Annotated in this window: 21 protein-coding genes and 1 tRNA gene; 11 read left to right on the forward strand and 11 right to left on the reverse strand. The window is 70.6% G+C overall.

Annotated elements, in window-relative coordinates:
* The first annotated feature begins 116 nt into the window (after positions 1 to 116).
* On the forward strand, positions 117 to 779 hold the full coding sequence (locus ACWEV3_RS02470; protein WP_452612151.1) for a nitroreductase: 663 nt from the start codon (positions 117 to 119) through the stop codon (positions 777 to 779).
* Positions 780 to 1,315: 536 nt separating this feature from the next.
* Here ACWEV3_RS02470 and ACWEV3_RS02475 read toward each other — a convergent pair.
* The 7 genes from ACWEV3_RS02475 to ACWEV3_RS02505 all read right to left on the reverse strand — a co-directional run bounded on the left by ACWEV3_RS02475 (position 1,316) and on the right by ACWEV3_RS02505 (position 14,906).
* Positions 1,316 to 1,957 (reverse strand): hypothetical protein, encoded by a 642-nt coding sequence (locus ACWEV3_RS02475; protein ID WP_452612152.1) that lies wholly within the window; start codon positions 1,955 to 1,957, stop codon positions 1,316 to 1,318.
* Positions 1,950 to 2,381, reverse strand: a complete 432-nt coding sequence (locus ACWEV3_RS02480) for an acyl-CoA thioesterase (RefSeq protein WP_452612153.1) — start codon at positions 2,379 to 2,381, stop codon at positions 1,950 to 1,952. Before ACWEV3_RS02480 ends, ACWEV3_RS02475 begins: the two co-directional genes overlap by 8 nt.
* A gap of 69 nt (positions 2,382 to 2,450) precedes the next feature.
* Positions 2,451 to 7,424, reverse strand: a complete 4,974-nt coding sequence (locus tag ACWEV3_RS02485) for an NAD-glutamate dehydrogenase (RefSeq protein ID WP_452612154.1) — start codon at positions 7,422 to 7,424, stop codon at positions 2,451 to 2,453.
* Positions 7,425 to 7,707: 283 nt separating this feature from the next.
* Positions 7,708 to 10,422 (reverse strand): hypothetical protein, encoded by a 2,715-nt coding sequence (locus ACWEV3_RS02490; RefSeq protein WP_452612155.1) that lies wholly within the window; start codon positions 10,420 to 10,422, stop codon positions 7,708 to 7,710.
* A gap of 107 nt (positions 10,423 to 10,529) precedes the next feature.
* Positions 10,530 to 12,206: an energy-dependent translational throttle protein EttA gene (gene ettA / locus ACWEV3_RS02495; protein WP_452612156.1), complete on the reverse strand. Its 1,677-nt coding sequence runs from the start codon at positions 12,204 to 12,206 to the stop codon at positions 10,530 to 10,532.
* A 141-nt stretch (positions 12,207 to 12,347) separates the two neighbouring features.
* Positions 12,348 to 12,758 (reverse strand): single-stranded DNA-binding protein, encoded by a 411-nt coding sequence (gene ssb, locus ACWEV3_RS02500; RefSeq protein ID WP_452612157.1) that lies wholly within the window; start codon positions 12,756 to 12,758, stop codon positions 12,348 to 12,350.
* Between the two features lie 123 nt (positions 12,759 to 12,881).
* The gene (locus tag ACWEV3_RS02505; RefSeq protein ID WP_452612158.1) at positions 12,882 to 14,906 is read right to left on the reverse strand and encodes a cytochrome c oxidase assembly protein; all 2,025 of its coding nucleotides are present in this window, start codon (positions 14,904 to 14,906) and stop codon (positions 12,882 to 12,884) included.
* 94 nt (positions 14,907 to 15,000) lie between these two features.
* Here ACWEV3_RS02505 and ACWEV3_RS02510 point away from each other — a divergent pair, with 94 nt between their 5' ends.
* Both ACWEV3_RS02510 and ACWEV3_RS02515 read left to right on the forward strand, forming a co-directional pair.
* Positions 15,001 to 15,582, forward strand: coding sequence for a DUF3558 family protein (locus ACWEV3_RS02510; RefSeq protein ID WP_452612159.1), 582 nt, complete (start codon positions 15,001 to 15,003; stop codon positions 15,580 to 15,582).
* Positions 15,583 to 15,714: 132 nt separating this feature from the next.
* A tRNA-Arg gene (locus ACWEV3_RS02515) sits at positions 15,715 to 15,788 on the forward strand.
* Between the two features lie 144 nt (positions 15,789 to 15,932).
* Here ACWEV3_RS02515 and ACWEV3_RS02520 read toward each other — a convergent pair.
* Complete coding sequence (locus tag ACWEV3_RS02520; RefSeq protein WP_452612160.1) at positions 15,933 to 16,199, reverse strand: hypothetical protein; 267 nt, start codon at positions 16,197 to 16,199, stop codon at positions 15,933 to 15,935.
* A gap of 186 nt (positions 16,200 to 16,385) precedes the next feature.
* On the opposite strand from ACWEV3_RS02520, the gene ACWEV3_RS02525 reads away from it, so the two are divergent.
* Positions 16,386 to 16,814: a DoxX family protein gene (locus ACWEV3_RS02525; protein ID WP_452612161.1), complete on the forward strand. Its 429-nt coding sequence runs from the start codon at positions 16,386 to 16,388 to the stop codon at positions 16,812 to 16,814.
* Positions 16,815 to 16,819: 5 nt separating this feature from the next.
* On the opposite strand, the gene folE is transcribed toward ACWEV3_RS02525, so the two are convergent.
* Positions 16,820 to 17,416: a GTP cyclohydrolase I FolE gene (gene folE, locus ACWEV3_RS02530; protein ID WP_358576257.1), complete on the reverse strand. Its 597-nt coding sequence runs from the start codon at positions 17,414 to 17,416 to the stop codon at positions 16,820 to 16,822.
* A gap of 153 nt (positions 17,417 to 17,569) precedes the next feature.
* Here folE and ACWEV3_RS02535 point away from each other — a divergent pair, with 153 nt between their 5' ends.
* Complete coding sequence (locus ACWEV3_RS02535; RefSeq protein WP_452612162.1) at positions 17,570 to 18,274, forward strand: helix-turn-helix transcriptional regulator; 705 nt, start codon at positions 17,570 to 17,572, stop codon at positions 18,272 to 18,274.
* A 49-nt stretch (positions 18,275 to 18,323) separates the two neighbouring features.
* Here ACWEV3_RS02535 and ACWEV3_RS02540 read toward each other — a convergent pair whose 3' ends face one another.
* The gene (locus tag ACWEV3_RS02540; RefSeq protein WP_452612163.1) at positions 18,324 to 19,553 is read right to left on the reverse strand and encodes a sodium:proton exchanger; all 1,230 of its coding nucleotides are present in this window, start codon (positions 19,551 to 19,553) and stop codon (positions 18,324 to 18,326) included.
* Positions 19,554 to 19,821: 268 nt separating this feature from the next.
* On the opposite strand from ACWEV3_RS02540, the gene ACWEV3_RS02545 reads away from it, so the two are divergent.
* From ACWEV3_RS02545 to ACWEV3_RS02570, 6 genes are all read left to right on the forward strand, one after another.
* Positions 19,822 to 20,199 carry an ArsR/SmtB family transcription factor gene (locus tag ACWEV3_RS02545; RefSeq protein ID WP_452612164.1) on the forward strand — a complete coding sequence of 126 codons (378 nt, stop codon included), beginning with the start codon at positions 19,822 to 19,824 and terminating at the stop codon, positions 20,197 to 20,199.
* Between the two features lie 109 nt (positions 20,200 to 20,308).
* Positions 20,309 to 21,637 (forward strand): 2-hydroxycarboxylate transporter family protein, encoded by a 1,329-nt coding sequence (locus ACWEV3_RS02550; protein ID WP_452612165.1) that lies wholly within the window; start codon positions 20,309 to 20,311, stop codon positions 21,635 to 21,637.
* 14 nt (positions 21,638 to 21,651) lie between these two features.
* Positions 21,652 to 22,827 carry a CaiB/BaiF CoA transferase family protein gene (locus tag ACWEV3_RS02555; protein ID WP_452612166.1) on the forward strand — a complete coding sequence of 392 codons (1,176 nt, stop codon included), beginning with the start codon at positions 21,652 to 21,654 and terminating at the stop codon, positions 22,825 to 22,827.
* Positions 22,827 to 23,618, forward strand: a complete 792-nt coding sequence (locus ACWEV3_RS02560) for an HpcH/HpaI aldolase/citrate lyase family protein (protein WP_452612167.1) — start codon at positions 22,827 to 22,829, stop codon at positions 23,616 to 23,618. Before ACWEV3_RS02555 ends, ACWEV3_RS02560 begins: the two co-directional genes overlap by 1 nt.
* 152 nt (positions 23,619 to 23,770) lie before the next feature.
* Positions 23,771 to 24,697 (forward strand): LysR substrate-binding domain-containing protein, encoded by a 927-nt coding sequence (locus tag ACWEV3_RS02565; protein WP_452612168.1) that lies wholly within the window; start codon positions 23,771 to 23,773, stop codon positions 24,695 to 24,697.
* A gap of 35 nt (positions 24,698 to 24,732) precedes the next feature.
* Entirely contained in the window at positions 24,733 to 25,128 is a 396-nt protein-coding gene (locus tag ACWEV3_RS02570) for a hypothetical protein (RefSeq protein ID WP_452612169.1), read from the forward strand.
* Positions 25,129 to 25,181: 53 nt separating this feature from the next.
* Here ACWEV3_RS02570 and ACWEV3_RS02575 read toward each other — a convergent pair whose 3' ends face one another.
* On the reverse strand, positions 25,182 to 25,997 hold the full coding sequence (locus ACWEV3_RS02575; RefSeq protein WP_452612170.1) for an SAM-dependent methyltransferase: 816 nt from the start codon (positions 25,995 to 25,997) through the stop codon (positions 25,182 to 25,184).
* Between the last annotated feature and the right edge of the window lie 124 nt (positions 25,998 to 26,121).

A 26,121-nucleotide genomic window follows, 5' to 3' on the forward strand; every position in this document is an offset into this window, starting at 1 on the left:
CCCCACTTCGCCACGTCTGATCGGCATCGAGTCTAGGTCCCCGGTTCACCGGTCACGTTCTCCCTTCGCCAGGTGTCGACGTGGTGGAGCACTTCGAGCGATTCGGGAGGCGGTCTGTGGACGTGTACGAAGCGGTCCGGAGTCGACGGGCAGTGCGGGGATTCACCGACGAGCCGGTGCCGAAAGAGCTGCTTGCGCGCGTCCTCGCCGCTGCTGCCCGTGCGCCGTCCGGAGGGAATCTCCAGCCGTGGAAGGCTTTCGTGCTGACGGGCGCAGCGCTGGCCGAGGTGAAGAAGCGAACCGCCGAGCGCCTGGCCTCGGGAGATCCCGGCGACGAGCGCGAGTTCGAGATGTATCCGCCCGATCTGAAATCCGCCTACCGCGAACGCCGGATCGCCGCCGGTGAGCAGCGCTACGCCGCGCTCGGCATCTCGCGGCGGGACGAGCAGGCGCGACGGGAAGCCGTTGCCGCGAACTGGAATTGCTTCGGGGCTCCGGCCGCGCTGTTCTGCTACATCGACCGCGGCATGGGCTCGGCGCAGTGGGCCGACATGGGCATGTACCTGCAGACCGTCATGCTGCTGCTCCGCGCCGAAGGACTGCACAGCTGCCCGCAGATGGCGTGGTCGGTCTACCGCCGAACCGTCGCGGAAGTCGTTTCGCCGCCGGACGAACTCGTGCTGTTCTGCGGCATGTCGATCGGATTCGAGGACATCTCGGTGAAACACGCCCGCACCGACCGCGCCCCGCTCGCCGAGACCGTCACCTTCCTCGACTGAGGACGGACGCGGATTCCGCCGCACCGCACCGAGAACTGGCATGAACCTGCCTCGCCGGTGTCCAGGACGAAGGCGTGGACGCCACCGTCCAACGCCACGTTGACGAAGCCGACGAGTACGTGATCGTCATGCCACGAGCGTATGCGGCCCACGGCAACGACTGTGCCCGTCCGCCAAGGCTGCTCAACGTTCGAGAACGGTCCCGCACCGGGCTCCGGACGGTCTCGGATGCCGCAATTTCCATTGAAATCGAACCTTCGATTTCAATGAGCCTTTTTCATCCTGGTCGGCCCGCAGCCGCGGGTCGCAAAGCCACACGTCGATAGGGCACCGCATGCGCCGCAGGCGCATAGCCCACCTACGACACTGGCACCGCCGCGGGTTCTCAGAGGCTTCCTGGCGAGGACGGCCCCTCCGCCGTGTATTGGGCATACATCAGGAGGGGCACCCACAGTCCAGGGAGCCTCTGAGGTTCCGCTACCCGCACCGCCACGCAAAACGAGGTTGGAAAAACCTCAATGGAAATTGCGGGCCCGTCAGACCAGCAGCGGGAGTAGGGCGTGGCGGCGGCGGACCACCGCGCCGTAGCGGGAGTCCAGGCGGAGCCAGGCGTCCGTCGCGCTGACCCGGACGATCTCGGACTCCGCCGGCTTCGACACCAGGAAACCCATGCCCGACAGCACGAACAGGCAGCGCAGCGGGACCTTCACCTGATAACCCGCGCCGCTGACCGTGAAGACCTCCTGGTCCAGCAGGGAAGCCGGCGGTGTCCCCTTCGGGCCGACGTTGTCCTTGGCCACGTCGATACCGCGCTCCGCGACCTCGCCGACCAGCTTCGCCGGCAGGTCGTCCACCCGCTGCCAGCCCACCGCCGGCGGCAGCTCCGAGCGCCACAGCAGGTCCCGCGGCGGGCCCGGATCCATCACCGGGGCGCCCGCCACCGTCAGCGTCGCCAGCAGTTCGTTGCCCGACACCGTCAGGTCCGCCGGCTCCACCTCGCCCTCGACCGACCTGGTGGACAGGGCGTCGAACGGCGTCGCCGCCCAGACGTCGACGCGGCCCGTGCCCGGCCGGTTGCGCAGGCGCACCAGCGCCTGGCCGTCCAACCGCACCGCGCGGGCGACGAACGCGCCGAGGTCCTCGCGCTCCACCGCATCGGGCATCCGCAGCTCAGACACGACCCAACTCCGGCTTCTGCGCATCGAGCTGCCACTCCGCCAGGAAGTCGCGCTCCTCCTTGGTCATCCGCCGGGGCCGCCCCGCCCGCAGGTCGTAGGGCACCATCAGCGTCTCCGCGGTGGCGACCGCTTCCTGCGCGTAGGCGGTGTAGTCGACGATGAACGACGCGGCCTTGAGCTCGCGCACCGACATCTGCACCTGCAGCGACTTCGACGCGTAGACCAGCGGGCTGTGGTAGTCGATCACGATCCGGGCCACCACCATGCCCTCCGCCATGCCGAGCAGGCCCTGCCGCTCCGCCTCGGTGAACAGCAGCTCGGCCCGCGCCTCCTCCAGCAGCGTGATCGTCCTGGCGTGGTTGACGTGACCGAACGCGTCCATGTCGGACCAGCGCAGGGCCACCTCGGCTACGAACGCGCCCACCGGCGAGCTTCCTTTCTGCCGTTCGGGTGGCTTGCGGCCGGTGCGACCGCAAGCCACCCGATCATGCCGTCACCGCACCATGCTGCGCAGCTGGCGGGCCGCCACCGACAACGTGGCCAGATCCAGCCGACCGGAGTTCTTGATCTGCTCCAGCGACGAGTTGGCCCGCGCCAGTCGCGACTCGTTGGTGGATTCCCAACGAGCGATCTTCTCCTCCGGGTCGTCCTCCGGATCGCTGGTCCGCAGGACGTCGATGGTGATCGCACGCAGCGACGCGTAGAAATCATCCCGCAACGCCAACCGGGCCAGCGAGTGCCACCGGTTCCCGCGCTCCAACTCGTTGACCGCCAGCAGCATCCGCTCGACGTCGAGGTGCTCGGCCAGCGAGTAGTACAGGTCGGCGCTCTCCCGCGGGCTGCGCTCGGCCGCGACCCCGGCGTCGCGCTCCGCGAGCTCGGCGATCTCCCGGACGTCCAGCAGCGCGAACGAATCCAGCAGCACGCCGACGCGTTCCGCCACGTCCTCCGGGACGCCGGCCGCCGTCCAGCGGTCGATCATCTCGGTGGCGCCCTCGGCCGCCCGGCCGCGCAGCAGGCCGCGCACCGAAGCGGACAGCTCCGCGACCACCGGCTGGAAGCGGGCGATCTCGGCGCCGATCGCCAGCGGCTGCGGCCGGTTGGTCAGCATCCAGCGCGCCGCCCGGTCCAGCAGGCGGCGGCTTTCCAGCACCAGCTCGTCGGCCACCGAACTCGGCACCGAGCCGCCCAGCGCATCGATCTGCGCCCACAGCTCCTGCAGCCCGAAGACCTCGTCGACCACCGCGAACGCCCGCACCGCGTCGGTCGTCGAAGCGGTGATCTCCTCGGACAGCCGGTACGCGAAGGAGATGCCGCCGCCGTCGACCATCTCGTTCACCAGCAGCGTCGTGATGATCTCCCGGCGCAGCGGGTGAGCCGCGATCGCGTCGGCGTAGCGCTCCCGCAGCGGCTTCGGGAAGTACTCCGGAAGCCGGTTGCTGAACGCCTCGGTGTCCGGCAGACCGCTGGCCAGCACATCGCGCTTCAACGCCAGCTTGACGTGCGCCATCAGCGTCGCCAGCTCCGGCGAGCTCAGGCCCTCGCCGGCCTTCTCCCGGTCGCGGAACTCCTTCGACGTCGGCAGCGCCTCCAGCGCGCGGTCCAGGCCGGCGTTCTTCTCCAGCGCCAGGACCTGCCGGGCGTGCACCGACACCATCGGGGCGGCGTGCGCCCGCGAGATGCCCAGCACCGCGTTCTGCGCGTGGTTGTCGGCCAGCACCAGCTCGCCGACCTCGTCGGTCATGTCCGCGAGCAGCTCGTTGCGCTGCTCACCGGTCAACCGCCCGTCGGCCGCCAGGTGGTCGAGCAGGATCTTGATGTTGACCTCGTGGTCGGAGCAGTCCACCCCGGCGGAGTTGTCCAGCGCGTCGGTGTTGACCTTGCCGCCCGCGCGGGCGAACTCGATGCGGCCCAGCGACGTCAGACCGAGGTTGCCGCCCTCGCCGACGACCTTCACCCGCAGGTCGGCGCCGTTGACGCGGACCGCGTCGTTGGCCTTGTCGCCGACGTCGGCGTGCGTCTCGGTCTCGGCCTTGACGTAGGTGCCGATGCCGCCGTTCCACAGCAGGTCCGCCGGCGCCAGCAGGATCCGCTTGATCAGCTCGGCCGGCGCCAGCTTGCGCACCGACTCGTCGATGCCCAGCGCCTCCCGGATCTGCGGGTTCAGCGGGATCGACTTCAGCGACCGCGACCACACGCCGCCACCGGCGCTGATCTTGCTGCGGTCGTAGTCGTCCCAGGTCGACCGCGGCAGCTCGAACAGCCTGCGACGCTCGGCGAAGGACACCGCCGGGTCCGGATCGGGGTCGATGAACACGTGCATGTGGTTGAACGCGGCCACCAGCCTGATGTGCTCGGAGAGCAGCATGCCGTTGCCGAACACGTCGCCGGCCATGTCGCCCACGCCGACCACGGTGAAGTCCTCGGACTGGGTGTCCACGTCGAACTCGCGGAAGTGCCGCTTGACGCTCTCCCACGCGCCCTTGGCGGTGATGCCCATCGCCTTGTGGTCGTAGCCCACCGAGCCGCCGGAGGCGAACGCGTCGCCCAACCAGAAGCCGTAGGACTTGGCGACGTCGTTGGCGATGTCGGAGAACGTCGCGGTGCCCTTGTCCGCCGCGACCACCAGGTAGGTGTCGTCGCCGTCGTGGCGCACCACGTCCTTCGGCGGGGCCACCTCGCCGCCGACCAGGTTGTCGGTCAGGTCCAGCAGACCGGAGATGAACATCCGGTAGCAGGCGATGCCCTCGTCGAGGGTGGCCTTGCGGTCCACCGCCGGGTCGCCGGTGGGCATCGGCGGGCGCTTCACCACGAAGCCGCCCTTCGCGCCGACCGGCACGATCACCGCGTTCTTCACCGCCTGCGCCTTGACCAGGCCCAGGATCTCGGTGCGGAAGTCCTCCCGCCGGTCCGACCAGCGCAGACCGCCGCGGGCCACCGAGCCGAACCGCAGGTGCACGCCCTCCACCCACGGCGAGTACACGAAGATCTCGAACTGCGGGCGCGGCTCCGGCAGCCCCGGGATCTCCCTGGGCTCCAGCTTCAGCGCCAGGTAGGAGCGTTCCCGCTCCCCGTCGGCGGCGAAGTAGTTGGTGCGCAGCGTGGCGCGGATCAGGCTCAGGTAGCTGCGCAGGATCCGGTCCGCGTCCAGGCTGGTGACCTCGTCGATCAGCTTGGTGACCGCGTCGGTGAGGTCCGCTTCGCGGGTCGCCCGGTCGTCGGCCTCCAGCGCCGGGTCGAACCGCGTCTCGAACAGCCTGACCAGCGTCGTGGTGGTGAGGCGGTGCGCCAGGATGGCGTCCTCGATGTAGTCCTGGCTGTAGGCCACGCCGACCTGCCGCAGGTACTTGGCGTAGGCGCGCAGCACCGACGCCTGCCGCCAGTTCAGCCCGGCGCGCAGCACCAGCGCGTTGAACCGGTCGACCTCGGCGTCGCCGAGCCAGGCCGCGCGGAAGGCGTCCTCGAAGCGCTCCCGCAGGGTTTCCAGCAGGCCGTCGCTCGTCGCGGTGTCCAGCGTCGCCGGGTCCAGCCGCAGCCCGAAGTCGTAGATCCAGAACTGCTGGTCGGTGTCGCCGACGATGACCTCGTAGGGCCGCTCGTCCACGACCTCGACGCCCATGCTCTGCAGCACCGGCAGCACCCGCGACAGGGTCACCCGGCCGCCGACGTAGAGCTTGAAGCGGCGCTGCCCCGCGCTGGCGTCGCGCGGCGCGTAGAACGACATCTTCAGGTCGCGCGGACCCGACAACGACTCCAGCCGCCGGAGGTCGGTGAGGCCCTCGCTCGCGGTGAAGTCCTCCTTGTAGGCCTCCGGGAAGCTCGACGCGTAGCGCTGGCCGAGCTGGCTCATCGCCTCCGACAGGCTGCGCCCCGCGTGACCGTCGCGGCCGCCGCCGGACTGCTCGGCGTCGACCTCCTCGATCATCTGGTCGTCCCAGGTGTGGATGGCATCGGACAGCCGGTGCTGGATGCGCACCAGGTCCGGCTCCACCTGGTCCTCCGGGTCGGTGTGCACCACGAAGTGCACCCGCGCCAGGGTGGACTCGCCGACCCGCGTGCTGTACTCCAGGCCGGTGCCGTTGAGCTCCTCCAGCAGCACCTCCTGCATCGCCAGCCGCGAGCTGGTGGTGTAGCGGTCCCGCGGCAGGTACACCAGGCAGGAGTAGAAGCGGCCGTAGGCGTCGCGGCGCAGGAACGGCTTGAGCTTGCGGCGCTCGGCCAGCGCCAGCACGCCGGTGATGGTGTCCTGCAGCGTGTCCGCGTCGGTGGAGAACAGCTCGGTGCGCGGGTAGTTCTGGATCTCCTCCAGCATCCGCTGGCCGGAGTAGGACTCCATCGGGAACCCGGCGCGGTGGATGATCTCCCGCACCCGCCGCTCGATGAACGGGATGTCCAGCACGTCCTCGTGCAGCGCGGTGGTGGTGAACAGTCCGAGGAAGCGGTGTTCCCCGTTGACGTTCCCGGCCTCGTCGAAGGTCTTGACGCCCACGTAGAACGGGTGCACCGGACGGTGCACTGTGGACGGTGCGCTGGCCTGCGTGAGCACCAGCAGGTCCTTGGACAGCGCGCTGGCGCGGGCGTCCGGCCCCGCGGTCAGGCTGCGCGCGGCGACGCTGTCGCTGCGCAGCACGCCCAGTCCGGAGGCCAGCACGGCCTGCAGCGCGGGCTCGGTGCCGTCGTCGACCAGCTCGTAGTGCCGGTAGCCGAGGAACGTGAAGTGCCCGTCGGCCAACCACCGCAGGAGCTCGGCTCCATCGTGGACGTCGGCGCCCGGCAGCGGCGGCGGGGTCCGGTCCAGCTCGTCGGCCAGCGACCGGGCGGTGGCGTGCATCCGCTCGGTGTCCTCGACGACCTCGCGCACGTCGTTGAGCACGTTGGCCAGGCCCTGCTTCAGGTCGGCGATCCGGTCGGTGTCGACGACCCGGTCGACCTCGACGAACATCCAGCTTTCGGCCATCGCGTCGGCGGGCGGGGCCGCCGGGTCCGCGCCCGGCAGCACCTCCAGCAGCTCGCCGGCCACGTCGCGGCGCACCACGACGATGGGGTGGATGATGCGCTGCACCTCGGCGCCGTAGCGGCCGAGCTCGGCGATCACCGAATCCACCAGGTACGGCATGTCGTCGGTGACGGTCTGGACCACCGTCGCCTGGCTCCCCCAGCCGTCCTCGGCCCGATCCGGGTTGAAGATCTGCACCAGCGGGCGCCCCGCGACCCGCTCCGCGGCGAGCCGGTGGTGCGACCGCAGTGCCCCGACGAGGTCGGCGGGCTCGTCGTCGACGAGCTCCTCGGCGGGCACGTGCCGGTAGTAGGCGCGCAACAGCTCGGCGAGTTCCGGTGCGGACTCAACCGCTCTGTCCAGCAGACGGCGCTTGGCCAGTTCGGGGTTCTCGGACCGCTCGCCGACCGCGTCGTCCCCAGCGACTCGCGGGCGTTCTCCGGTCTTCAACTGTCCGGGATTCGAGGTCATCTTCAGGCAGCTCCACGCTTGACGGCACCTCTTTGTGCCAACAGGTTCCACCTTAAGACTGCCAGTTCCAGCGCCGGGCAGAGGGCGGTAGCGCGGTCGGGCACGTGAAAAGCGGCACAATGATCGATGACTTTGACGTTTCAGAAAACGGTCTTGATCGCGATTCGCACCCGACCGGAAGGTGGTGTGGAATGTCGCGCGTCACGTCCGCGCAGGCCGCGGCGCACGTCGGCGCGTGCCTGCGCATTCGGACCGAGTCGTTGCGCCGCTTCGGTGAAAGTGCTCAGAACAGCGGATCCACCGCCGTGGAGTCGCCCGCCGCCCGGCGGTGCCGAGGGGCCACGGCGGTACCTCGATCGTCCGATGTGGACGATCGAGCGGAACGGGAAACCTGGGAACGGCCGGTGACTCCGGACACACGCGCTTCGCTGTGCCGGCCCGACGGCGCGGCCTCCTCGACCTCGGGTTGCTCGCGCCGACCGCTCTCGTAGGCCATCAGCGCCTCGGTGAGCAGCTCCGCGAGGCCGATCTTCTCCGCTGCCCCCGCATCCGCCGCCGGTGGTTCCACCGCGGGCAGTGTTGCGGGAGGTGTCGTTGCGACGGGCGGTTCCGGGGCCTCGCGTTCGCCTGCCGGCTCGGACGTTCCCGCGGCGAGCGGTGACGGCTGCGGTTCGACGGCCGGGAGGTTCGGCTCGGTCGCCCAGTCCTGGCGGTGCCTGCCGAGCAGCTCCGCGGCGGGAGTTGGCGATGTGACCGCAGGGGCGGACGGTTCTGGTGGTTCGATCGGTTCTGGTGCTTCGGCCGGTTCGGCATGCCTGGCGCGGCGGCGGCCCGGGCGGGGCTCCGCGGACAGTTGGAGACCGGCGCGGATCTCGGCCAGCGACTTGCCGCGCGATCGGCGGCCGCCTTCGCGCTCCCCCGTCCCCGCCGTCGAAGCCCCGGCAGACTCGGCCGCCGGCTCGTCCGCCGCCCACGTGCCCGGGGTCAGGACGTCTGCCGGCGATGTCTGGATCGTCTGGGGCTCGGTCGCCGGGGCGGCTTCACTCGCTCCGTAGGACGGTTCGAGCGGCAGCGCGTCGTCGGCCCGGTGTCCGCCCGGCCGTTCGGCAGCGGGTTCGGTCGCCGTCGGGTCCTGGCCGTACTGCGATTCGAAATCGGCTCGCGTCGCCTCCGGCAGCGGATCGGCCACCGGGGAATCCGCTGCCGATCCGGTTCCCGGCCAGTCTCCGATCACCGGCATGATCGTGGTGACATCCGCAGCGCTCGAGTCGCGGCCGGCAGCGGCCGCCGTGCGGCGGAGGTTGTCCAACGTCGCGGCGAGCGCGCTCGTCTCGGCCTGGAGACCTGCGCCACCCGGCTGGTCCTGCTGCGGCTCGTACGCCACAGGCACCTCGGGAATGGTGCGCTCGGCGCCGGACGGCTGGTTCGAGGCTTCCGAAGGCCACCAACTCGCCTGCGACGAGGCCGACGCCTGCTCGGTGTGCTCTTCCGGCTCGGGCTCCCCGCCGGGAACGCCCTGATCGGCGAGCGGCGGAAAGGCAACGCTCTCGGTGCGTGCGAACTGGGCTTCCTCGGCCTCCGCCGTCTCGGTGCGCGCGAACTGGCCGCCGCCCTCGGCCTCCGCCGGCTCGGTGGCCGGGAACGCCGCCGCGCCGGACTGGTCCGCCTCGGGCTCGGCCGGTTGGATCGTCGACGGGTCGAGCACGACCGTCGGCTGCGCCGACTCCTCGGAAATCCGGGGCTCGGGCATCTCCTGCCGACGGCGCCTGCCTTCGCTCTGTCCTGCGGCCCTGCTGGTAAGCGTCTCCATCAGTCGACGCGCCGCGTCGTGCGCATCTCCGTGCTCGGGCTTCGCGTGCTCCGATTCGGCCTGCTCGACAGCATCCGGCTCGGGCTGACGAGGTTCCGGGGGCCAGTACGCCGGCTGCTCCGGCACGACCGCGCGGGCCCCAACCGGATCGGGGCCCTGCGGCACCGGCTCGTGCGGTGCGGGCCGAGATGGACCGCTCGAACGCGGAGGCGCCTCGACGTCGCCCGCGAGCACCGGGTACTCCGCGAGCAACCGGACCCGCGCGTTGTGCACGGCCGCGCGCCAGCGCCGGTCGGCGGCGTATGCGCCCCGCAGCGCGCGAAGCGCTTCGGGGAACTCCGCTCCTCGTTCGTGCACATGGGACAGGGCGTTCAGCGCCTCAGCGAGCAGCCCGTCCAGCTTGTGCCGCTCCGAGATGGCCGCGGTGTCGTTGAGCGTCCGCACCGCTGCCCCGTGGTTGCCGTCCGGCAGGTGCACGCGCGTCGCCATCGCGAGCCCCAGCCAACCGACCGGCCCGGCCGCCGCGGCGCGAACCGGCTGCGCCAGCACGGCTTCCGTCGCCTGGACGGCCTCCGGACGGCGCCCCAGCTCCAGTAACGACTGCACCCGCTCCAGGACGAGACGGGTCCGGATCTCCCCGCTGTCCGCGGCCGGATCGCCGAGCTGCCTGAGCAGCGCAAGACCGGCGTCGGCCTCGGCGACGGCCTCGCCGAACTCGCCCAGCCTGCGGTGATGCCCCGCTCGCGCAGCGCGAACCCGAGCTTTGAGCAGCCGGGCGGTGTCCCGGCTGAGGCCGCACGTCTCGTACAGCCGCTCGGCCTCGTCGAGCGCCTCGGAGCGCTGTCCGTCCTGCTGGTGCGCGGGCAGCGACGCGGCCAACGCCAGCAGGGCGTGCGCTCGCACTTCGGGCTCGATCCGCTCCTGCTCCAGCACCGGGTCCAGCACCCGGACCGAGACCTCGCAGTTTCCCGCGCTGCGCGCGCACCACGCCAGCTCGACCCGCAGCTCCGCCACGACCTCGGCGTCACCCGCGGCCTCCGCGTCGCGGACCGCCGCGAGCGCCCGGACGGTTGCCGGGACGCCCCGGCCCAGCCGGTTCGAGGCGAACAACGCGAGAGCCTCGGCTCTCAGGCGAGCCGCCTGGTCACCGGTGCGCCTGGCGAGCGCGACCGCACGATCACTGAGCACCAATGCCAACTCGGGTACTCTCCACCGCATCTGCCGTGCGGGTTCGAGCAATCCCTGTGCCGAGCTTGTGTTCGGTGAAGCGGGCACGCTCGCCAAAGCGCCTCCGTTCAGCCCCTGGTCAGCTTGCGATGCGTCACTCGGTGCGGACGGGCCGCCTCCGCGCCCATCCTCTCGATCTTATTCGCTTCGTAGCCCTCGAAGTTGCCTTCGAACCAGAACCACTTCGCCGGGTCCTCGTCGTCGCCCTCCCACGCGAGGATGTGGGTGGCGACGCGGTCCAGGAACCAGCGGTCGTGGGAGATCACCACAGCGCAGCCCGGGAACTGTTCGAGCGCGTTCTCCAGCGAGCTCAACGTCTCCACGTCGAGGTCGTTCGTCGGCTCGTCCAGCAGGATCAGGTTGCCGCCCTCCTTGAGCGTCAACGCCAGGTTCAGGCGGTTGCGCTCACCACCGGAGAGCACCCCGGCCGGCTTCTGCTGGTCCGGGCCCTTGAACCCGAAGGCGCTGACGTAGGCGCGCGACGGCATCTCGACCTGGCCGACCTGGATGTAGTCCAGCCCGTCGGACACGATCTCCCAGACGTTCTTGGCGGCGTCGATGTTCGCCCGGTTCTGGTCCACGTAGGACAGCTTGACGGTTTCGCCGACCTTGACCGTGCCGGCGTCCGGCTGCTCCAGGCCCACGATGGTCTTGAACAGCGTCGTCTTGCCGACCCCGTTCGGGCCGATGACGCCCACGATGCCGTTGCGCGGCAGCGTGAACGACAGGCCGTCGATGAGGAGGTTGTCGCCGAAGCCCTTCTTCAGCTTCTCGACGTCGACGACGACGTTGCCCAGGCGCGGGCCCGGCGGGATCTGGATCTCCTCGAAGTCGAGCTTGCGAGTGCGCTCGGCCTCCGCGGCCATCTCCTCGTAGCGGCCCAGTCGGGAACGCGACTTGGTCTGGCGTGCCTTGGCGTTGGAGCGGACCCACTCCAGCTCGTCCTTCAGGCGCTTCTGCAGCTTCGCGTCGCGCTTGCCCTGCACGGCGAGCCGCTCGGCCTTCTTCTCCAGATAGGTCGAGTAGTTGCCCTCGTACGGGTAGGTGCGGCCGCGGTCCAACTCCAGGATCCAGCCGGCGACGTTGTCCAGGAAGTACCGGTCGTGGGTGACGGCGAGGACGGCGCCCGGGTAGGTGGCCAGGTGCTGTTCCAGCCAGAGCACGCTCTCGGCGTCCAGGTGGTTGGTCGGCTCGTCGAGCAGCAACAGGTCGGGCTTGCTCAGCAGGAGCTTGCACAGGGCGACGCGGCGGCGCTCACCACCGGAGAGGTTCTTGACCTCCGCGTCCGGCGGCGGACACCGCAGGGCGTCCATCGCCTGCTCCAGCTGGGAGTCCAGTTCCCACGCGTCCGCGTGGTCCAGGTCCTCCTGGAGCCTGCCCATCTCTTCCATGAGCTCGTCGGAGTAGTCGGTCGCGAGCAGCTCGGCGATCTCGTTGAAGCGGTTGAGCTTCTGCTTGATCTCCCCGACGCCCTCCTCGACATTGCCGAGGACCGTCTTCTCCTCGTTGAGCGGAGGCTCCTGCTGCTGGATGCCGACGGTGTAGCCCGGCGTGAGGAACGCTTCACCGTTGTTCGGCTGGTCGAGTCCCGCCATGATGCGCAGCACGGTCGACTTGCCAGCCCCGTTCGGCCCGACGACGCCGATCTTGGCGCCCGGGTAGAACTGGATGGTCGCGTTGTCGAGGATGACCTTGTCACCATGCGTCTTGCGCACGTTTTTCATGGTGTAAATGAACTCGGCCATGCCATGAATCGTAGTTGCGCCCCGTGGCGGACCGCGCACGCGGTCCCCCAGCACCTCGCCGGCGGCGCCCGGCCGCCCCGCACCGGCGGTTATCACCTCCTCGGAACCGAAATCCGCAATGGCCGGGAAGAAAGATCGCGATCAACCGCCGGGCAGCGAGACGAGCCCGCGGTCCACCTCCGACCACGGCCGGGGCACGCCCGGCGCCTCCGGTGGCGAGGCCCGCGCCAGGTCTAGGCCGACCGCGGTGGCTTCCAGCTCGACGACGGCGCGCCACTGCCCGCCCGCCTCGTACTCGCGGGTGCGCAACCGCCCGGTCGCCACCACCGGATCGCCCTTGCCCAACGCCGCGGCGACCCCGTCGGCCAGCCGCTTCCAGCAGTTCACCGTCGCGAGGAACCGGTCGCCGTCCACCCATGCCCCGGTGCCCTGGTCGAACCGGCGGGAGGTCGCCGCCACCCGGAAGCTCACCACTCGGTTGCCGTTCTGCGTCTCCCGCGCGACGGGCTCGGTGATGACGTAGCCCACCACCGTCACCTGGGTCTCGAACATCTCTGCCGCTCCTCTCGGTCCTGCGCGGCCGACTTCCGGCCCGCGAACCAAGACTGCCCGAAGATCGTCACGCAGCGCGACCGATTTACCGCGTTCCGTGACAACTCCGGCCTATCGGCCAGGTCAACTACGCCGAGGGGTGTCCTTGTCGGAGAGCTGCTTGAGCATTTCGTTGTAGGCGGCCAGATCCGCATCGCCGTCCGCATCGGCCTTCCGGTCGATTCTCCGGGCGGCCCGGGAGTCCGCGCGGGACCACTGGATCAGCAGCGCCAGCATCACCACGACCAGCGGCACCTCGCCCGACGCCCATGCCAGCCCGCCGCCGAGCCGCTGGTCGGCGAGCAGATCGGTCATCCAGGGCAGGTCCAGGCCGCGGTAGAAGCTCGCCCCGATGACGGTCTGCGACATCATCAGCGCGATCCCGAAGAACGCGTGGAACGGCATGGAGGCGAAGACGAGGCCGACCTTGCCCAGCGCGGGCAGCGGGCGCGGCGCCGGATCGATGCCGATCACCGGCCAGTAGAAGATGTAGCCAACCAGCAGGAAGTGCGCGTTCATCGCCAGGTGCGCCCAGTGCTCGGTCAGCGCCACGTCGAACAGGCCGGTGAAGTACAGCGCGTAGAAGGACCCGACGAACAGGGCCAACGCGACAAGCGGGTTGGTCAGCAGCCGCGTCACCGGCGAGTGCACGAAGGCCAGCAGCCACTCGCGCGGCCCCGGCGGCTGCGACTTCCCGGCGGGCTTGAACACCCGCAGCGCCAGCGAGGTCGGGCCGGCCATCACCAGGAAGACCGGCGCCAGCATGGACATCAGCATGTGCTGGCCCATGTGCACGCTGAACACGGCGGGCGCGTACTTGCCGATCCCCGACGAGGTGGCCACCAGGATCGTCGCGCAGCCGCACAGCCAGGCGATGGTCCGGCCGACCGGCCAGGCGTCGCCGCGCTTGCGCAGCCGGTGGACGCCCACCAGGTACAGCGCGGCCAGGGTCAGCGCGAGCGTGCCGTAGACCAGGTCGAACCGGCCGTCGAACAGCAGGCGGAGGAACGTCGGCGGCTCGTCGAGCGGATAGCCGATCAGCAGCTCGGTCCGGCCGGGCACCTCCTTGGCCCCGTCCGGCGGCGGCGTGCGCCCGAGCGCGACGGCGATGCCGATCGTGGCGAACATGACCAGCACCTCGCCCGCGCCCAACCGCAGCAGCGCCGACCTGCCGGCCCCCTCGTCCAGCCGCTGCACGACGCTGCGGCGCTGGAAGAAGCCGAACACGCCGAGCGCCACCAGGCCGACGGTCTTGAGCACCAGCAGCACGCCGTAGGTGGAGGTGAACAGCTGCTCCGGCGAAACCCGGACCAGCGAGTTGATCACGCCGGACAGCGCCATGGCCGCCCAGCAGACCAGGGCGACCAGCGAGAACCGCCTGGCCACCAGCGGCAGGTGGGCGCCGCCGCGGGCGGCGTGCGCCAGCAGCGCCACCAGGCCGCCGACCCAGATGACCGCCCCGAACAGGTGGAAGAGCAGGCTGTTGGTCGCGATGTCGTGCGCGCCACCGCTGGCCGAGTGGCCGGTGGCGATCACCGGGAACAGCCCGGCGAGCCCCAGGCCGAAGGTCACCACGGTCCAGCCCCAGGACAGCACCACCCGGCAGGCCAGCGCGACCACGAACGCGAACAGCGCGGTCAGCGCCCATGCCTTGGCTTCTTCCAGGGCATCGACGAGGCCGAACAGCACCTCGGCGCTGAGCACATCGGACACCGGGCGTCCGGTGGCGTCGGCGGCGATGAACGGCACCATCAGCGCCGCGCCCAGGCACCAGACGGCCGCCGCCCAGCCGGCGGTCCGCACGGCCGCGTACCCATCGGCGGCCAGCGCGCCCGAGCGCTTCGCCGGGATCCCGAACGCCGCCAGCAGCAACGAGCCGATGCACACCACCGCACCGGACTCCGCCAGCACCCGGACCACCGGCAACCCGTACTTCGTGACCGGCCCGGGATCGGGCAGGCCGAGCAGGGCGTATGAGGCACCGGCGGAAAGCGTGGTGAGCGCGGCGGCGATCAGGGCCGCCAGCACCCCGGCGGTGACGACCAGCACGCCCACCGCGCTGGCCGTGCCGCGCCGTTCCGGTGCTGGTACGGGGGTTTCGGATGGCACACACCGAGCGTAACGGCCGACGCGTGGCGGCCACGCCGCAGGATGGCGCGCGGGAACGTGGTCTGCCGCACCCGCGGGCCGCTACGGTAACCGCGTGACCATTGTCCGTCGCTGTGCGTTCCTGCTGCCGATGTTGCTGCTGTTCGCGGCGACCGCCTGCGCCGCGCAGGTTTCCGGCGAGCCGGTACCGGCAGCGGGGTTCTACGACGCCACGACGCCGCCTCCGCAACCGCCGTCGGCCGCCGTGACCCAAGTGCGCATCGCCACCCCGCGCAACATCGAGGGGATCGACGCCTGCGGTCTGCTGACGCCGGTGGACCTCGCGGAGGTCGGCGGCCCGGTGGGACCGCCGCACGCGAACAACCCGATCGCGGGCGCCTGCGCCCACCTGCTGGCCAGCGGCCCGGAGAACACCGCCGCGGCCGGCTTCTACGAACCCTTCGACGCCGCCTTCCGCCGCCAACCGCGAGGCGTGCCCAGCGACATCGAGGGGCATACGAGCTTGTTGTACTGCGAACTGGTGAGCAACCACCAGACCTGCACCGCGGCCACCGCGATCCGGTCCGACCGGACGCTGCTGACGATGCTCTCGATGCAGGGCGCCTCCGCGGCCGATACCGCTGACCAGCTGTTCCGGCTCACCGCGGCCGCCCTGCACAAGCTGCCGCCCGCCTGATCGGGTCGCGTTCGGCAGTCGATCAGCTTGCCGTTAGGTACCGGCTCGGCAACGGTGCGGCGTCAGTCCCACACCTGCCCCCGCGTACGGCTACCCTGCTTGCTGCAGCTCAGGCGAGCCGCAGCCCGATCGGCCCCCATAGCTCAGCTGGATAGAGCAAAGGACTTCTAATCCTTAGGTCGCAGGTTCGAGTCCTGCTGGGGGCGCAACGGCGCAGGTGTGCGTGACGGGGGTTGCTCCGGTTCAAGATCAACCCCCACTTTATCCCCCATCTTCGCTTCAGCCGCCCGTTCGCAGGTTCGAGCCCCTGCTGGGGAAGGCGCGGATCTTCCTCCGGACCCGCCAAGGGATCAGCGGACCGGTTCGAGTTCTTCCTTGCCGTCGGCTCCGATGACGATGTTCCCGGCCGAGACCGCACGAAGTCCCAGATCAGGTGTCCGGCTCGCGGTGCGCCAGACCAGCGCCCAGCGCGCCAACGCGGCGCCGCGGATCGAGGCGAAGGCGATGTCGGGCCGGGCGAAGGACACGGCTTCGCCGGAGGCGAGGGCCGGGATCAGGGGCGGCGAAGTGCGGTTCCTCGCCGGGGCGCGGAAGATCTCGGTCTCGCGCAGCTCCACGCCCGGCCTCGTTCTCCCACCCATCGGTTCGGCGAAATGCGCCCTGGTCGTATTCGGCGTTGTCGCTGGCAGATCCGCTGAAGTCCGCGGCACCGCCACCGCTGGAGCGGGCGTGTCCGGATTGGGAAGTTCCTCGCGCGGAAACGCCTACGTCGTAGGGGCAACACCGCGGAGGAGGGCAGTCGTGTGACGCACGACCATTCGGATCGACTGGGCGGGATCGCGTTGTCCGTGACGCGGATCGTCGTGTCGTTCATGTTCATGCTGCACGGTGTGGCCGGCCTGTTCGGCGTGCTGGGCGCGCCGTACGCCGCGCCGCTGTTCGCTTGGCCGTCCTGGTGGGCGGGGGTCATCCAGTTCGTCGGCGGCGGCCTGGTCCTGCTCGGGCTCTTCACCAGGCCGGCCGCGCTGGTCTGCTCGGGCGCGATGGCCTTCGCGTACTTCTCCGTGCACCAGCCCCGGGGCCTGCTCCCCATCCAGAACGCCGGCGTTCCGGCCGCGCTCTACGCCTGGTTCTTCCTGCTGATCGCCGCGCTCGGTGCCGGACCGTTCGCGCTCGATGCGTTGTTCCGCCGAGTCCCGCGCACACCCGAGCACGCGGCGCGCTCGGACTGAGCTCGTCAGGCGTTGACGCCGGTGAGGGCGAAGAACTCCTGCCGGGAGCGCGCGTCCTGCCGCAGTGTGCCCAGCAGCGTCGAGGTCACGGTGTTGGAGCCGGTGGCCTGCACGCCGCGCAGGGTCATGCAGGTGTGCTCGGCTTCGATCACGACGCCGACGCCCTTGGGGTCGAGCTGCTCGCACAGCCAGTCGGCGACCTGCTTGGTCAGCCGCTCCTGGACCTGCGGGCGGCAGGCGAAGTGCTCGACGATCCGCGCCAGCTTGGACAGCCCGAGGATCCGGTCGCCCGGCAGGTAGCCGACGTGCGCGACGCCGACGAACGGCAGCAGGTGGTGCTCGCAGACCGAGCGCACCGGGATCGACCGCGCGAGCACGAGCTCGTCGTACTGCTCCTCGTTCGGGAAGGTCGTCAGGTCGAACGGCCGCGGCGAGAACAGCTCCGCGTACGCGCGGGCCATGCGGCCCGGCGTGCCGACCAGGCTCTCGGAGTCCGTGGAGATCCCCAGCGCCCGCAGCAGGTCGCCGGCGGCCTTCTCGGCGGCGGCGAGGTCGATCTCGCCATCGGGCTCGTGGACGACGTGCGGGGACAGGGCGGACATCGGGCGTTCCTCCGGTCGGTTGTGCCAGGCCGGACCTGGTTTCACCAATGAACGTTAGTCTTATTCCGGAAGCCGGGTCAATGCAGCAGCATGTCGATGTTCCGGTGCGATTTCGGACACCGCATTGGGCGCGGGAAGCGTTACCGTTAGGACATGGTGCCCAGCGACGAGCCGGTGGCGGGCTCGATGGCGGCGATCGCCGTGTTGGCGGACGACCTGCGACGCGGGATGTACGAGTTCATCCGTCGCGCCCGGCGGCCGATCGGCCGGGACGAGGCCGCCGCCGCGGTCGGCATCTCCCGCAAGCTCGCCGCCTTCCACCTGGACAAGCTCGTCGACGCGGGGCTGCTGTGCGCGCGGTTCGAGCCGGTGGGCGGCATCCGCAAGGTCGGCCGCACGCCGAAGGTCTACGAGCCCACCGATGCCCACATCGGGGTGAGCATCCCGCCGCGGCGCCCCGACCTGCTGGCCGACATCCTGCTCGACGCGGTGCTCTCCGAGGGCGATCAGGAGACCGCGATCGAGGCGGCGATGCGCACCGCGCGCGAACGCGGGCACCGCCTGGGCACCGAGGAGCGCATCCGCAGCCGCCCCGGCCGGCTCGGCGCCGAACGCGCGCTGACCAGGACCGAGGACGTGCTGGCCCGCTACGGCTTCGAACCGGACCGGGAGACGCCGACCTGCGTCCGGCTGCGCAACTGCCCGTTCCACCCGTTGACCGCCAGGTCGCCGGAGCTGGTGTGCGGGCTCAACCACGCCTTCCTGCGGGGATTCCTCGCCGGCCTGGAGGCCCGGTCCGTGGAGGCGATGCTCGAACCGCGGCCCGGGGAGTGCTGCGTCGCGTTGCGCAGCACCTGAGGGTTCACCAGCGGGCGCGAGACTGGGGGTGCGCCCGCTGATGAACGGCTCAGCTCACGGACACCGGCTCCTTCACCTCGGGTTCGGCGACCTCCCGCCGGAAGGGCGCCGTGAGGGTCGGCAGGATGTAGCGGCGGTTGCGGATGATCGCGGCGATCGCGATCACGGCGTAGATGCCGCACAGGACGTAGCGAGCGGTCTGGCCGGGCAGCGCGAACTGCGCCGCGAACAACGCGAGCAGCGTCCACGCCGCCCAGCGCGGAAAGCGCAACGCCAGCAACGCGGCCACGCCGAGCACCGTTTGCGTCGCGGTGAGCAGGAACTCCTCCACCTGGCGGGCGTCGAGGTGCAGTGCCGTCCCGCCGCCGCCGAGCAGGTAGGCCACCGGCAGGCTGCCCACCAGCAGGGTCCACTGGTTGACCTTGCTGGAGATCAGCGTCCCGATGGCGGCGGCGCCCTTGCCGCGGACGGCGAAGAGGATCGCCACGATGAACTCGGGCGCCTCCGAGGCCAGCGGCGCGAGCCACTGCACCAGCAGGAACTGGTCGATGCCCAGTTGGGTGCCGGTTTCGATCAGCGAGTGGGCGAACGGTTCGGCGCAGGCGACGATCACCGCGGCGGAGAACACGAACAGCGCGATCACCAGCGGCCGGCGGACGTGCTTGGGCAGCCCGCCGATGGTGGCCGCGGTGCCGACCAGATCGGGTTCTTCGGCCTCGGCGCGCGACACCTTCCACAGGTAGAACACGAAGAAGCCGAGCAGCGCGAACCCGAGCAGCAGGGAGATCTGCCCGGTCGCGGGCACCACGAAGGCGACCACCGAGGCGATCGCGAGGAACCCGAGCTCCACCCGGTTGCCGGACTCCAGGGTCAGCTCCCGCACGGTCTTGCCGGTGCGCCGCTTGGCCAGCGCGAGCGCCACGATCACCACCAGCGACCAGCCCAGGCCGAGCAGCAGCCGGTTGGAGCCGGTCATGTTCGCCGCGGCGTAGGCGACGTAGGTGGGATCGCTGCCCGCGGTGTAGGCGAAGAAGAGGTCGACCGCGTACTCGGGCAGCACGGCGATCACGGCGAGGATGGCGATCGCTAGGCCGCCGGAGATGTCGACCTGCGCCGCCTCCGCGGCCCAGGCCAGGACGAACGACGAGGCGACGACGGCCATGCCGAACAGCAGCAGGCCGAGCACCGGGCTCACCGGCAGCCCGGCGAACCGGATGATCAACGCGGGCACCGCCAGCGCTCCGCAGAGCGCGAGCGGACGCAGCAACTTGGTGGACATCGAGCACCTTCCCGGACCACGGCCTGCCTCGGCCGGGACGTCCAGGGGGTCTCGGCCAGGCACAGATCAGCTGGCCGAAGGTCTCGTCCACCCGCATCGCGGGCGCCACCGCCGGAGACGGATCTCAGCGTGTCGACGGTGGTCTTGCGGACTACTCCCCTTCGGAACGAGGACCACCCTCGCAGTCATTTCGTAGTTTTCGCAACCAACGAAGTGTTTGCGCGGCGGCCACCCCGGGGTTGTGCGATGCGGAAGAATCGAACTCGCCATGCCGAAAAATCCCGCGCTGCCCACCGCAGAACCCGGCCTGCCCAGGCAGGAGGCCGAACCGACCGAGGCCCAGCTGGCCGCCGCAGCGGCGACGTTCGCCCTGCTCGCCAGCCCGCCGCGGCTCCACCTCGTGTGGTTGATCACACACGGCTCGTACGACGTCGGCACGCTGGCGAAGCGGGTCGGCATCAGCATCGCGACGGTCAGCCAGCACCTGAGCAAGCTCCGGCTGGCGGGCGTCATCACGGCCCGCCGCGACGGCCGCCGCCACCTCTACACCGTCGACGACCCGCACGTCGTGGCGCTGGTGGACCAGATCTTCGACCACATCGCCCCGGACGGAACCCTCGCCCCGGACCCGCCGCGGGAGCGCTGAACCGGCCCCGAGGCATAAGCAGGGCTTATGCCCACCTCGGGAATCGGCCCCTACTCGGGCCCGGCGGCCGGAGGTTTGATGCCTGCTATCCCTACGAGGAGGTAGCGCGATGGCATCACCCCCGGACACGGCATCGGCGGAGCACGTGGTTCCCGCCGAGCGGCACCGGTCCATCTGGTCGGTCCGGATCGGCGTCATCCCGCTGCCGTTCTACGCGCTGCTGGTCGTCGTGCTCGCGGTGCTCGCCTGGCAGGACGACCTGAAGGCCGACATCCCGACGATGGCCGCGCTGCTCGGCGTCTGCAGCTACACCTGCTACGAGGTCGGCAGGCGCATTCCCGGCTTCCGCTCGATCGGCGGGCCCGTCATCCTGGTGACCTTCCTGCCCGCATTCCTCGTCGCCGCGGAGTGGATCCCCGCCGACCTGGCCAAGAGCATCTCGACGTTCTACAAGTCCACGAACTTCCTGTACGTGTTCATCGCCGGGATCATCGTCGGCTCCATCCTGAGCATGAACCGCACCGTGCTGATCAGGGGCTTCCTCAAGATCTTCGTGCCGCTGGCCGCGGGTTCGGTGGCCGCGCTGGTGGTCGGTTCGCTGGTCGGCTGGGCGATCACCGGCGACCTGCACCGCACCGTCTTCTTCATCGTCGTGCCGGTGATGGGCGGCGGCCTCGGCGAGGGCGCCATCCCGCTGACCCTCGGCTACTCGCAATCCGGCGCGGGACCGGCGGAAACGCTGCTGGCGCAGGTGCTTCCGGTGGTGCTGCTGGCCAATGTCTGCGCGATCGTCTTCTCCAGCGTGCTGTCCATGATCGGGCAGCGCTTCCCGCGGACCACCGGCTTCGGCAAGATCCAGCCCGCCGAGGGCGACGGGCTCGACGTCGCCGCGAGCGAGCAGCCCGCGTTCGACATCCGGCAGCTGGCGGCCGCCGGGTTCATGGCCGTCGCGCTGTACCTGCTCGGCGAGGCCACGCACGCGCTGTTCGGCTGGCCGGCGCCGATCGTGATGCTGGTCGCCGCGATCGCGCTGAAGCTGACCCGCTGGCTGCCGCGCAGCCTGGAGCACCACTCCGGCCTGGTCTACGGCTTCATGTCGACCGCCGTGACCTACCCGCTGCTGTTCGCCATCGGGGTGTCGTCCACGCCGTGGAACGAGCTGCTCAAGGCGTTCACCGTCGGCACCGTGGTCACCATCGTCGCCACCGTGATCACCATGATGGCCACGGCATTCCTGGTGGGCCGGTGGATCGGCATGTACCCGGTGGACACCGCGATCGTCGTCGGCACCCACACCGGCATGGGCGGCACCGGCGACGTCGCGATCCTCAGCGCCACCCGCCGGATGGCCCTGATGCCGTTCGCGCAGATCGCGACGCGCATCGGCGGCGCGATCACGGTGACCATCGCGCTCATCGCGCACGCCAACCTGTCCTGAGAGGTGGAAAGCCAGTGCAACCCCTCCGCGGCGTGACCGTGGTGGCCCTCGAACAGGCCATCGCCGCGCCTTATGCCAGCAGGCAGCTCGCGGACCTCGGCGCGCGGGTGATCAAGGTCGAGCGGCCGGGGGCCGGCGACTTCGCGCGCCAGTACGACTCCCGCGTCAACGGGTTGAGCTCGCACTTCGTGTGGGTCAACCGCAGCAAGGAATCGCTGACGCTCGACATCAAGGACCCGCGCGGCATGGCGGTGCTGCGGCAGCTGCTCGGCACCGCGGACGTGTTCATCCAGAACCTCGCCCCGGGCGCAGCGGCCCGCATGGGCCTCGGCGCCGACGAGCTGCAGGCCGGCAACCCCGGGCTGGTCGTGTGCGACATCTCCGGCTACGGCAGCGGCGGACCGTACGAGTCGATGAAGGCCTACGACCTGATGGTGCAGAGCGAGGCCGGGCTGCTGTCGGTGACCGGTTCCGGCGAGGACATGGCCAAGGTCGGCATCTCCGTCTCCGACATCTCCGCCGGGATGTACGCCTACAGCTCGATCCTCGCGGCGCTGCTGGAACGCGCGAACACCGGCAGGGGCGCGCACATCGACGTGTCGATGCTGGAATCCACGGTCGAGTGGATGGGTTTCCCGCTCTACTACACCTACGACGGCGCCCAGCCGCCGCCGCGCGCGGGCGCGGCGCACGCCACGATCTACCCGTACGGCCCGTTCACCGCGGGCGACGGCAAGGTCATCATGATGAGCATCCAGAACGAGCGGGAATGGCGGGCGTTCTGCGACCGGTTCCTCGGCAGGCCGGAGCTCGCCGAAGATCCCGGCTACGCGGGCAACGCCAACCGCAACGCCAACCGCGAGGAGCTGGGCCGGATCATCGCCGCCCGCTTCGCGGCCCTGACCGGCGACGAGGCGACCGCGCTGCTGACCGCCGTGCCGGTGGCCTGCGCTCGGGTCAACACCCTCGCCGACGTGTGGGAGCACCCGCAGCTGGCGGCGCGCGGCCGGTGGCACGAGGTGCAGACGCCGCGCGGCCCGGTGCCCGCGCTGGCGCCTCCCGGGCCGGTCGATCCCGCGCCGCGGATGGATCCGATCCCGGACGTCGGCGAGCACACCAGGAAGATCTTGGCCGAGCTCGGCCATGGCGAGTCCGATGTGGACGAGCTCGTTCGAGATGGGGTGGTGTGATGGAGAACGCGGTCACCTGGCTGTTCGTGCCCGGGTCGCGTCCGGAGCGGTTCGCCAAGGCCGTCGGCGCGGGGGCGGATGCCATCATCGTCGACCTGGAGGACGCGGTCCCGGCGGACGCCAAGGCATCGGCGCGGGAGAACCTGCGCACCGCGTGGCCGATCGGCTCCGGCGTGGCGGTGCGCATCAATGCGCGCAGCAGCCCGGAATTCGACGCCGACGTGCAGCTCTGCCGGGAGCTCGGCCCCGACGCGATCGTCCTGCCGAAGACCGAGAGCGCGGAGGACGTGCGGGTGACGGCCGAGGCCACCGGCCGGCCGGTGCTCGGGCTCGTCGAAACCGCGCGTGGATTCGTGAACCTCGGCGAGATCTGCGCGGCTCCCGGCCTGGCCCGGCTGGTGTTCGGGAGCATCGACCTGGCGCTGGACCTCGGCGTGACGGCCGACGCGGCGCTGGACGCCTCGCGGGCGGATCTGGTCCGCTGGTCCGCGGCGAGCGGGCTGCCCGCGCCGGTCGACGGTGTCACGCCGTCGATCAGCGACACCGACGTAATCGAGCGGGATTCGCGCCGCGCCAAGGAATGGGGCTTCGGCGCGAAGCTGTGCATCCACCCCGCGCAGCTACCGATCGTCCGCGACGCCATGCGCCCGAGCGCAGAGGAGATCGCGTGGGCGCGACGCGTGGTCGACGCGGACGAGCAGGCGAACGGCGCGGCGGTGTCGCTGGACGGCGCGATGATCGACCGGCCCGTGGTCGAGCGCGCCCGGCGGTTGCTGCGCGCGGCGGAGTAGCCGCGCGGAGATCGGTTCGGCGGTTTCGCGCGAAACCGGCGTTCCCCATGAGGGCGGGTGGCGGTTTCGCGCGAAACCGGCGTTCCGGGACGGGGCGGGCGGAGCGTGGTTGAATCCCGGACGAGTGGACAGGCAGCGGGAACGGGGGCGACGTGGACATCGCTCACCTGCGCGACTTCATCACCGTCGTCGACTCCGGCAGCCTCACCCGCGCCGCCGGCCGGCTCTACGTCTCGCAACCGGCGCTGAGCCAGCGGATCGCCCACCTGGAGGCCGAGCTCGGCGTCCGGTTGCTGGAGCGCGGGCCGCGCGGCGTGACGCCCACCGCCGCCGGCCGCGCCCTCTACCGCGACGCGCAGCGGCTGGTGCGGCAGTTCGACCGGATCGCCGGCGACGTGCTCAGCGGCGACCAGATCCACGGCCCGGTCGCCGTCGGACTGCCGACGACCGTCTCGGTGCGCCTGGCGCCGGCGCTGTTCTCCTGGACGAAGGCGCACCACCCCGGCATCCACCTCCAGCTGTTCGAGTCGATGAGCGGCTACATCCAGGAACTGCTCACCCTCGGCCGCCTCGACCTGGCGGTGCTCTACCGCGACGACGACACCGTCCGGCCGGCCGAAACCCCGCTGTACTCGGAAGACCTCTTCCTCATCGGGCAGCCGAAACCGCCCGCCGCCGACGAGGACGAGATCCGGCTGGTGGACCTGCACGACACGCCGCTGGTGGTGCCCGGCGGCCGCAGCAACCTGCGGGCGCTGATCGACCGGGCGTTCGCCGCGCAGGGCCTGGTGCCGTCGATCGTCGCGGACGTGGACTCGCTGGGCTCGATGATCCGCATCGCGGCCGGCGGCGAGGCGTGCACGATCCTGCCGCTGTCGAGCGTCGCGGACCAGGAGAACCACCGGGAGCTCGGCGTTCGGCGAATCCGCAACCCGGTCATCACGCGCAGCGTCGCGGTCTGCAATGCCGTCGAGTACTACCCGGCCCGGGACGCGGTGGCCGCGGTGCAGGAGGGCATCACGGTGGTGACGCGGCAGATGGCCGCCGCCGGTGAGTGGCCCGGGATCCGGCTCGCCTAGCGCTTTTCCGCGCGCCCGTCTGGCAATCTGTTCGGGTGCTGGAGATCGCGGACAAGCTGGGCTCGGTGCTCTCGGCCCTGATCGGGGTCGTCGGGCTGGCCCTGACCGTGCACGGGCTTCGGCTGCAACGCCGCGCGACGCGGCCGACCGCTCCCCCGCCGATCGCGAACGCCCCGCTTCCGCCAGACCCGACCGGCCCGCCGCCGACCGGCCCGACCCGGCTGGAAGTCCCGGACCGCTCGGCCTGGGTGCCACCGTCGGAACACCTGCCGCCCGGCTCATCCTGGCCGGCGCCCGGCTTCGGCCACCCGCCGCAGATGCAGCAGCCGCACCTCCCGAGGCAGGCGGCGCCGCGCCGAACGGTCCTGGTCACCGGCCTGGTCCTGCTCGCCGTCGCGATCGCGCTCGGCGTCGCCACCTGGATCCGGTAGCGATTCCGGCTGGCCAGCGAGATCATCGGCGGCCCCGCATGGGCTTGCACCGTTCAGGGCTTGCGGGCTACTCCACCGAGGAGGTTGTGCTCCGCGTCGGAGGGTTCCTTCAGGCGGGGGCCGTCGGGCCACCAGTCGAACAGGTACGTCAGGCCCGGTTCGATCATTTCCAGACCGTCGAACAGCGCTTCGATCTCGTGGCGCTTCCGGTAGAAGCAGGTGCCCATCATCGCTTTGAACGCGGCTTGGGCCTCTTCCGCCAGCCTGGCCCGGGATGTGCCGTCGTCCGGGTCGTAGAGGTGCGAGATCGCGAGGAACGAGCCCGGGGCCAGGGCGTCGACGTAGGTCGACATGATGCCGGCCGGATCCCGGTCGGTCGCCACGTGGTGCAGGGTGTTGCCCTGGATCAGTGCCACCGGGCGGCTCAGGTCCAGGTACTTGGTCACCACCGGGTTCTGGAGGATCTCCGCGGGGTTTCGCATGTCCCCGAACTCGAAGTGCGTGTACTCGTTGTCGACCAGCAGCGCTCGGCCGTGCGCGACGACCGACGGGTCGATGTCGAAGTAGACCACCCGCGCCTCGGGGTTGATGCGCTGCGCCGCCTGGTGGGTGTTCTCCGCGCTCGGCAGGCCCGAGCCCAGGTCGAGGAACTGGTCGATGCCGGCCGGCCCCGCGAGGTAGCGGACCACCCGGATCAGCCAGCCCCGGCACTGCTTCCCGACCTGCACCGCGTCCGGAGCGATCTGCAGGATCTGCTGCAGGACCTCGCGGTCCACCTCGAAATTGTCCTTGCCGCCGATGAAAGCGTCGTACACCCGCGCGATGCTCGGCTTGGAAGTGTCGATCTGCGGCCTGTCAACAGATGCCATGGTCGAATCCACTCGGTCCTCGTGGTGTTGATCACGACAGGGTAGGCCCGTTCGGGCAATTCCCATGGCGTTTCGGGAGAAATCCTGTTCGGGGTACGACCTGGCGGTGAAGGGCCGGTCCAGT

It is taken from the genome of Saccharopolyspora sp. NPDC003752, assembly GCF_053605825.1.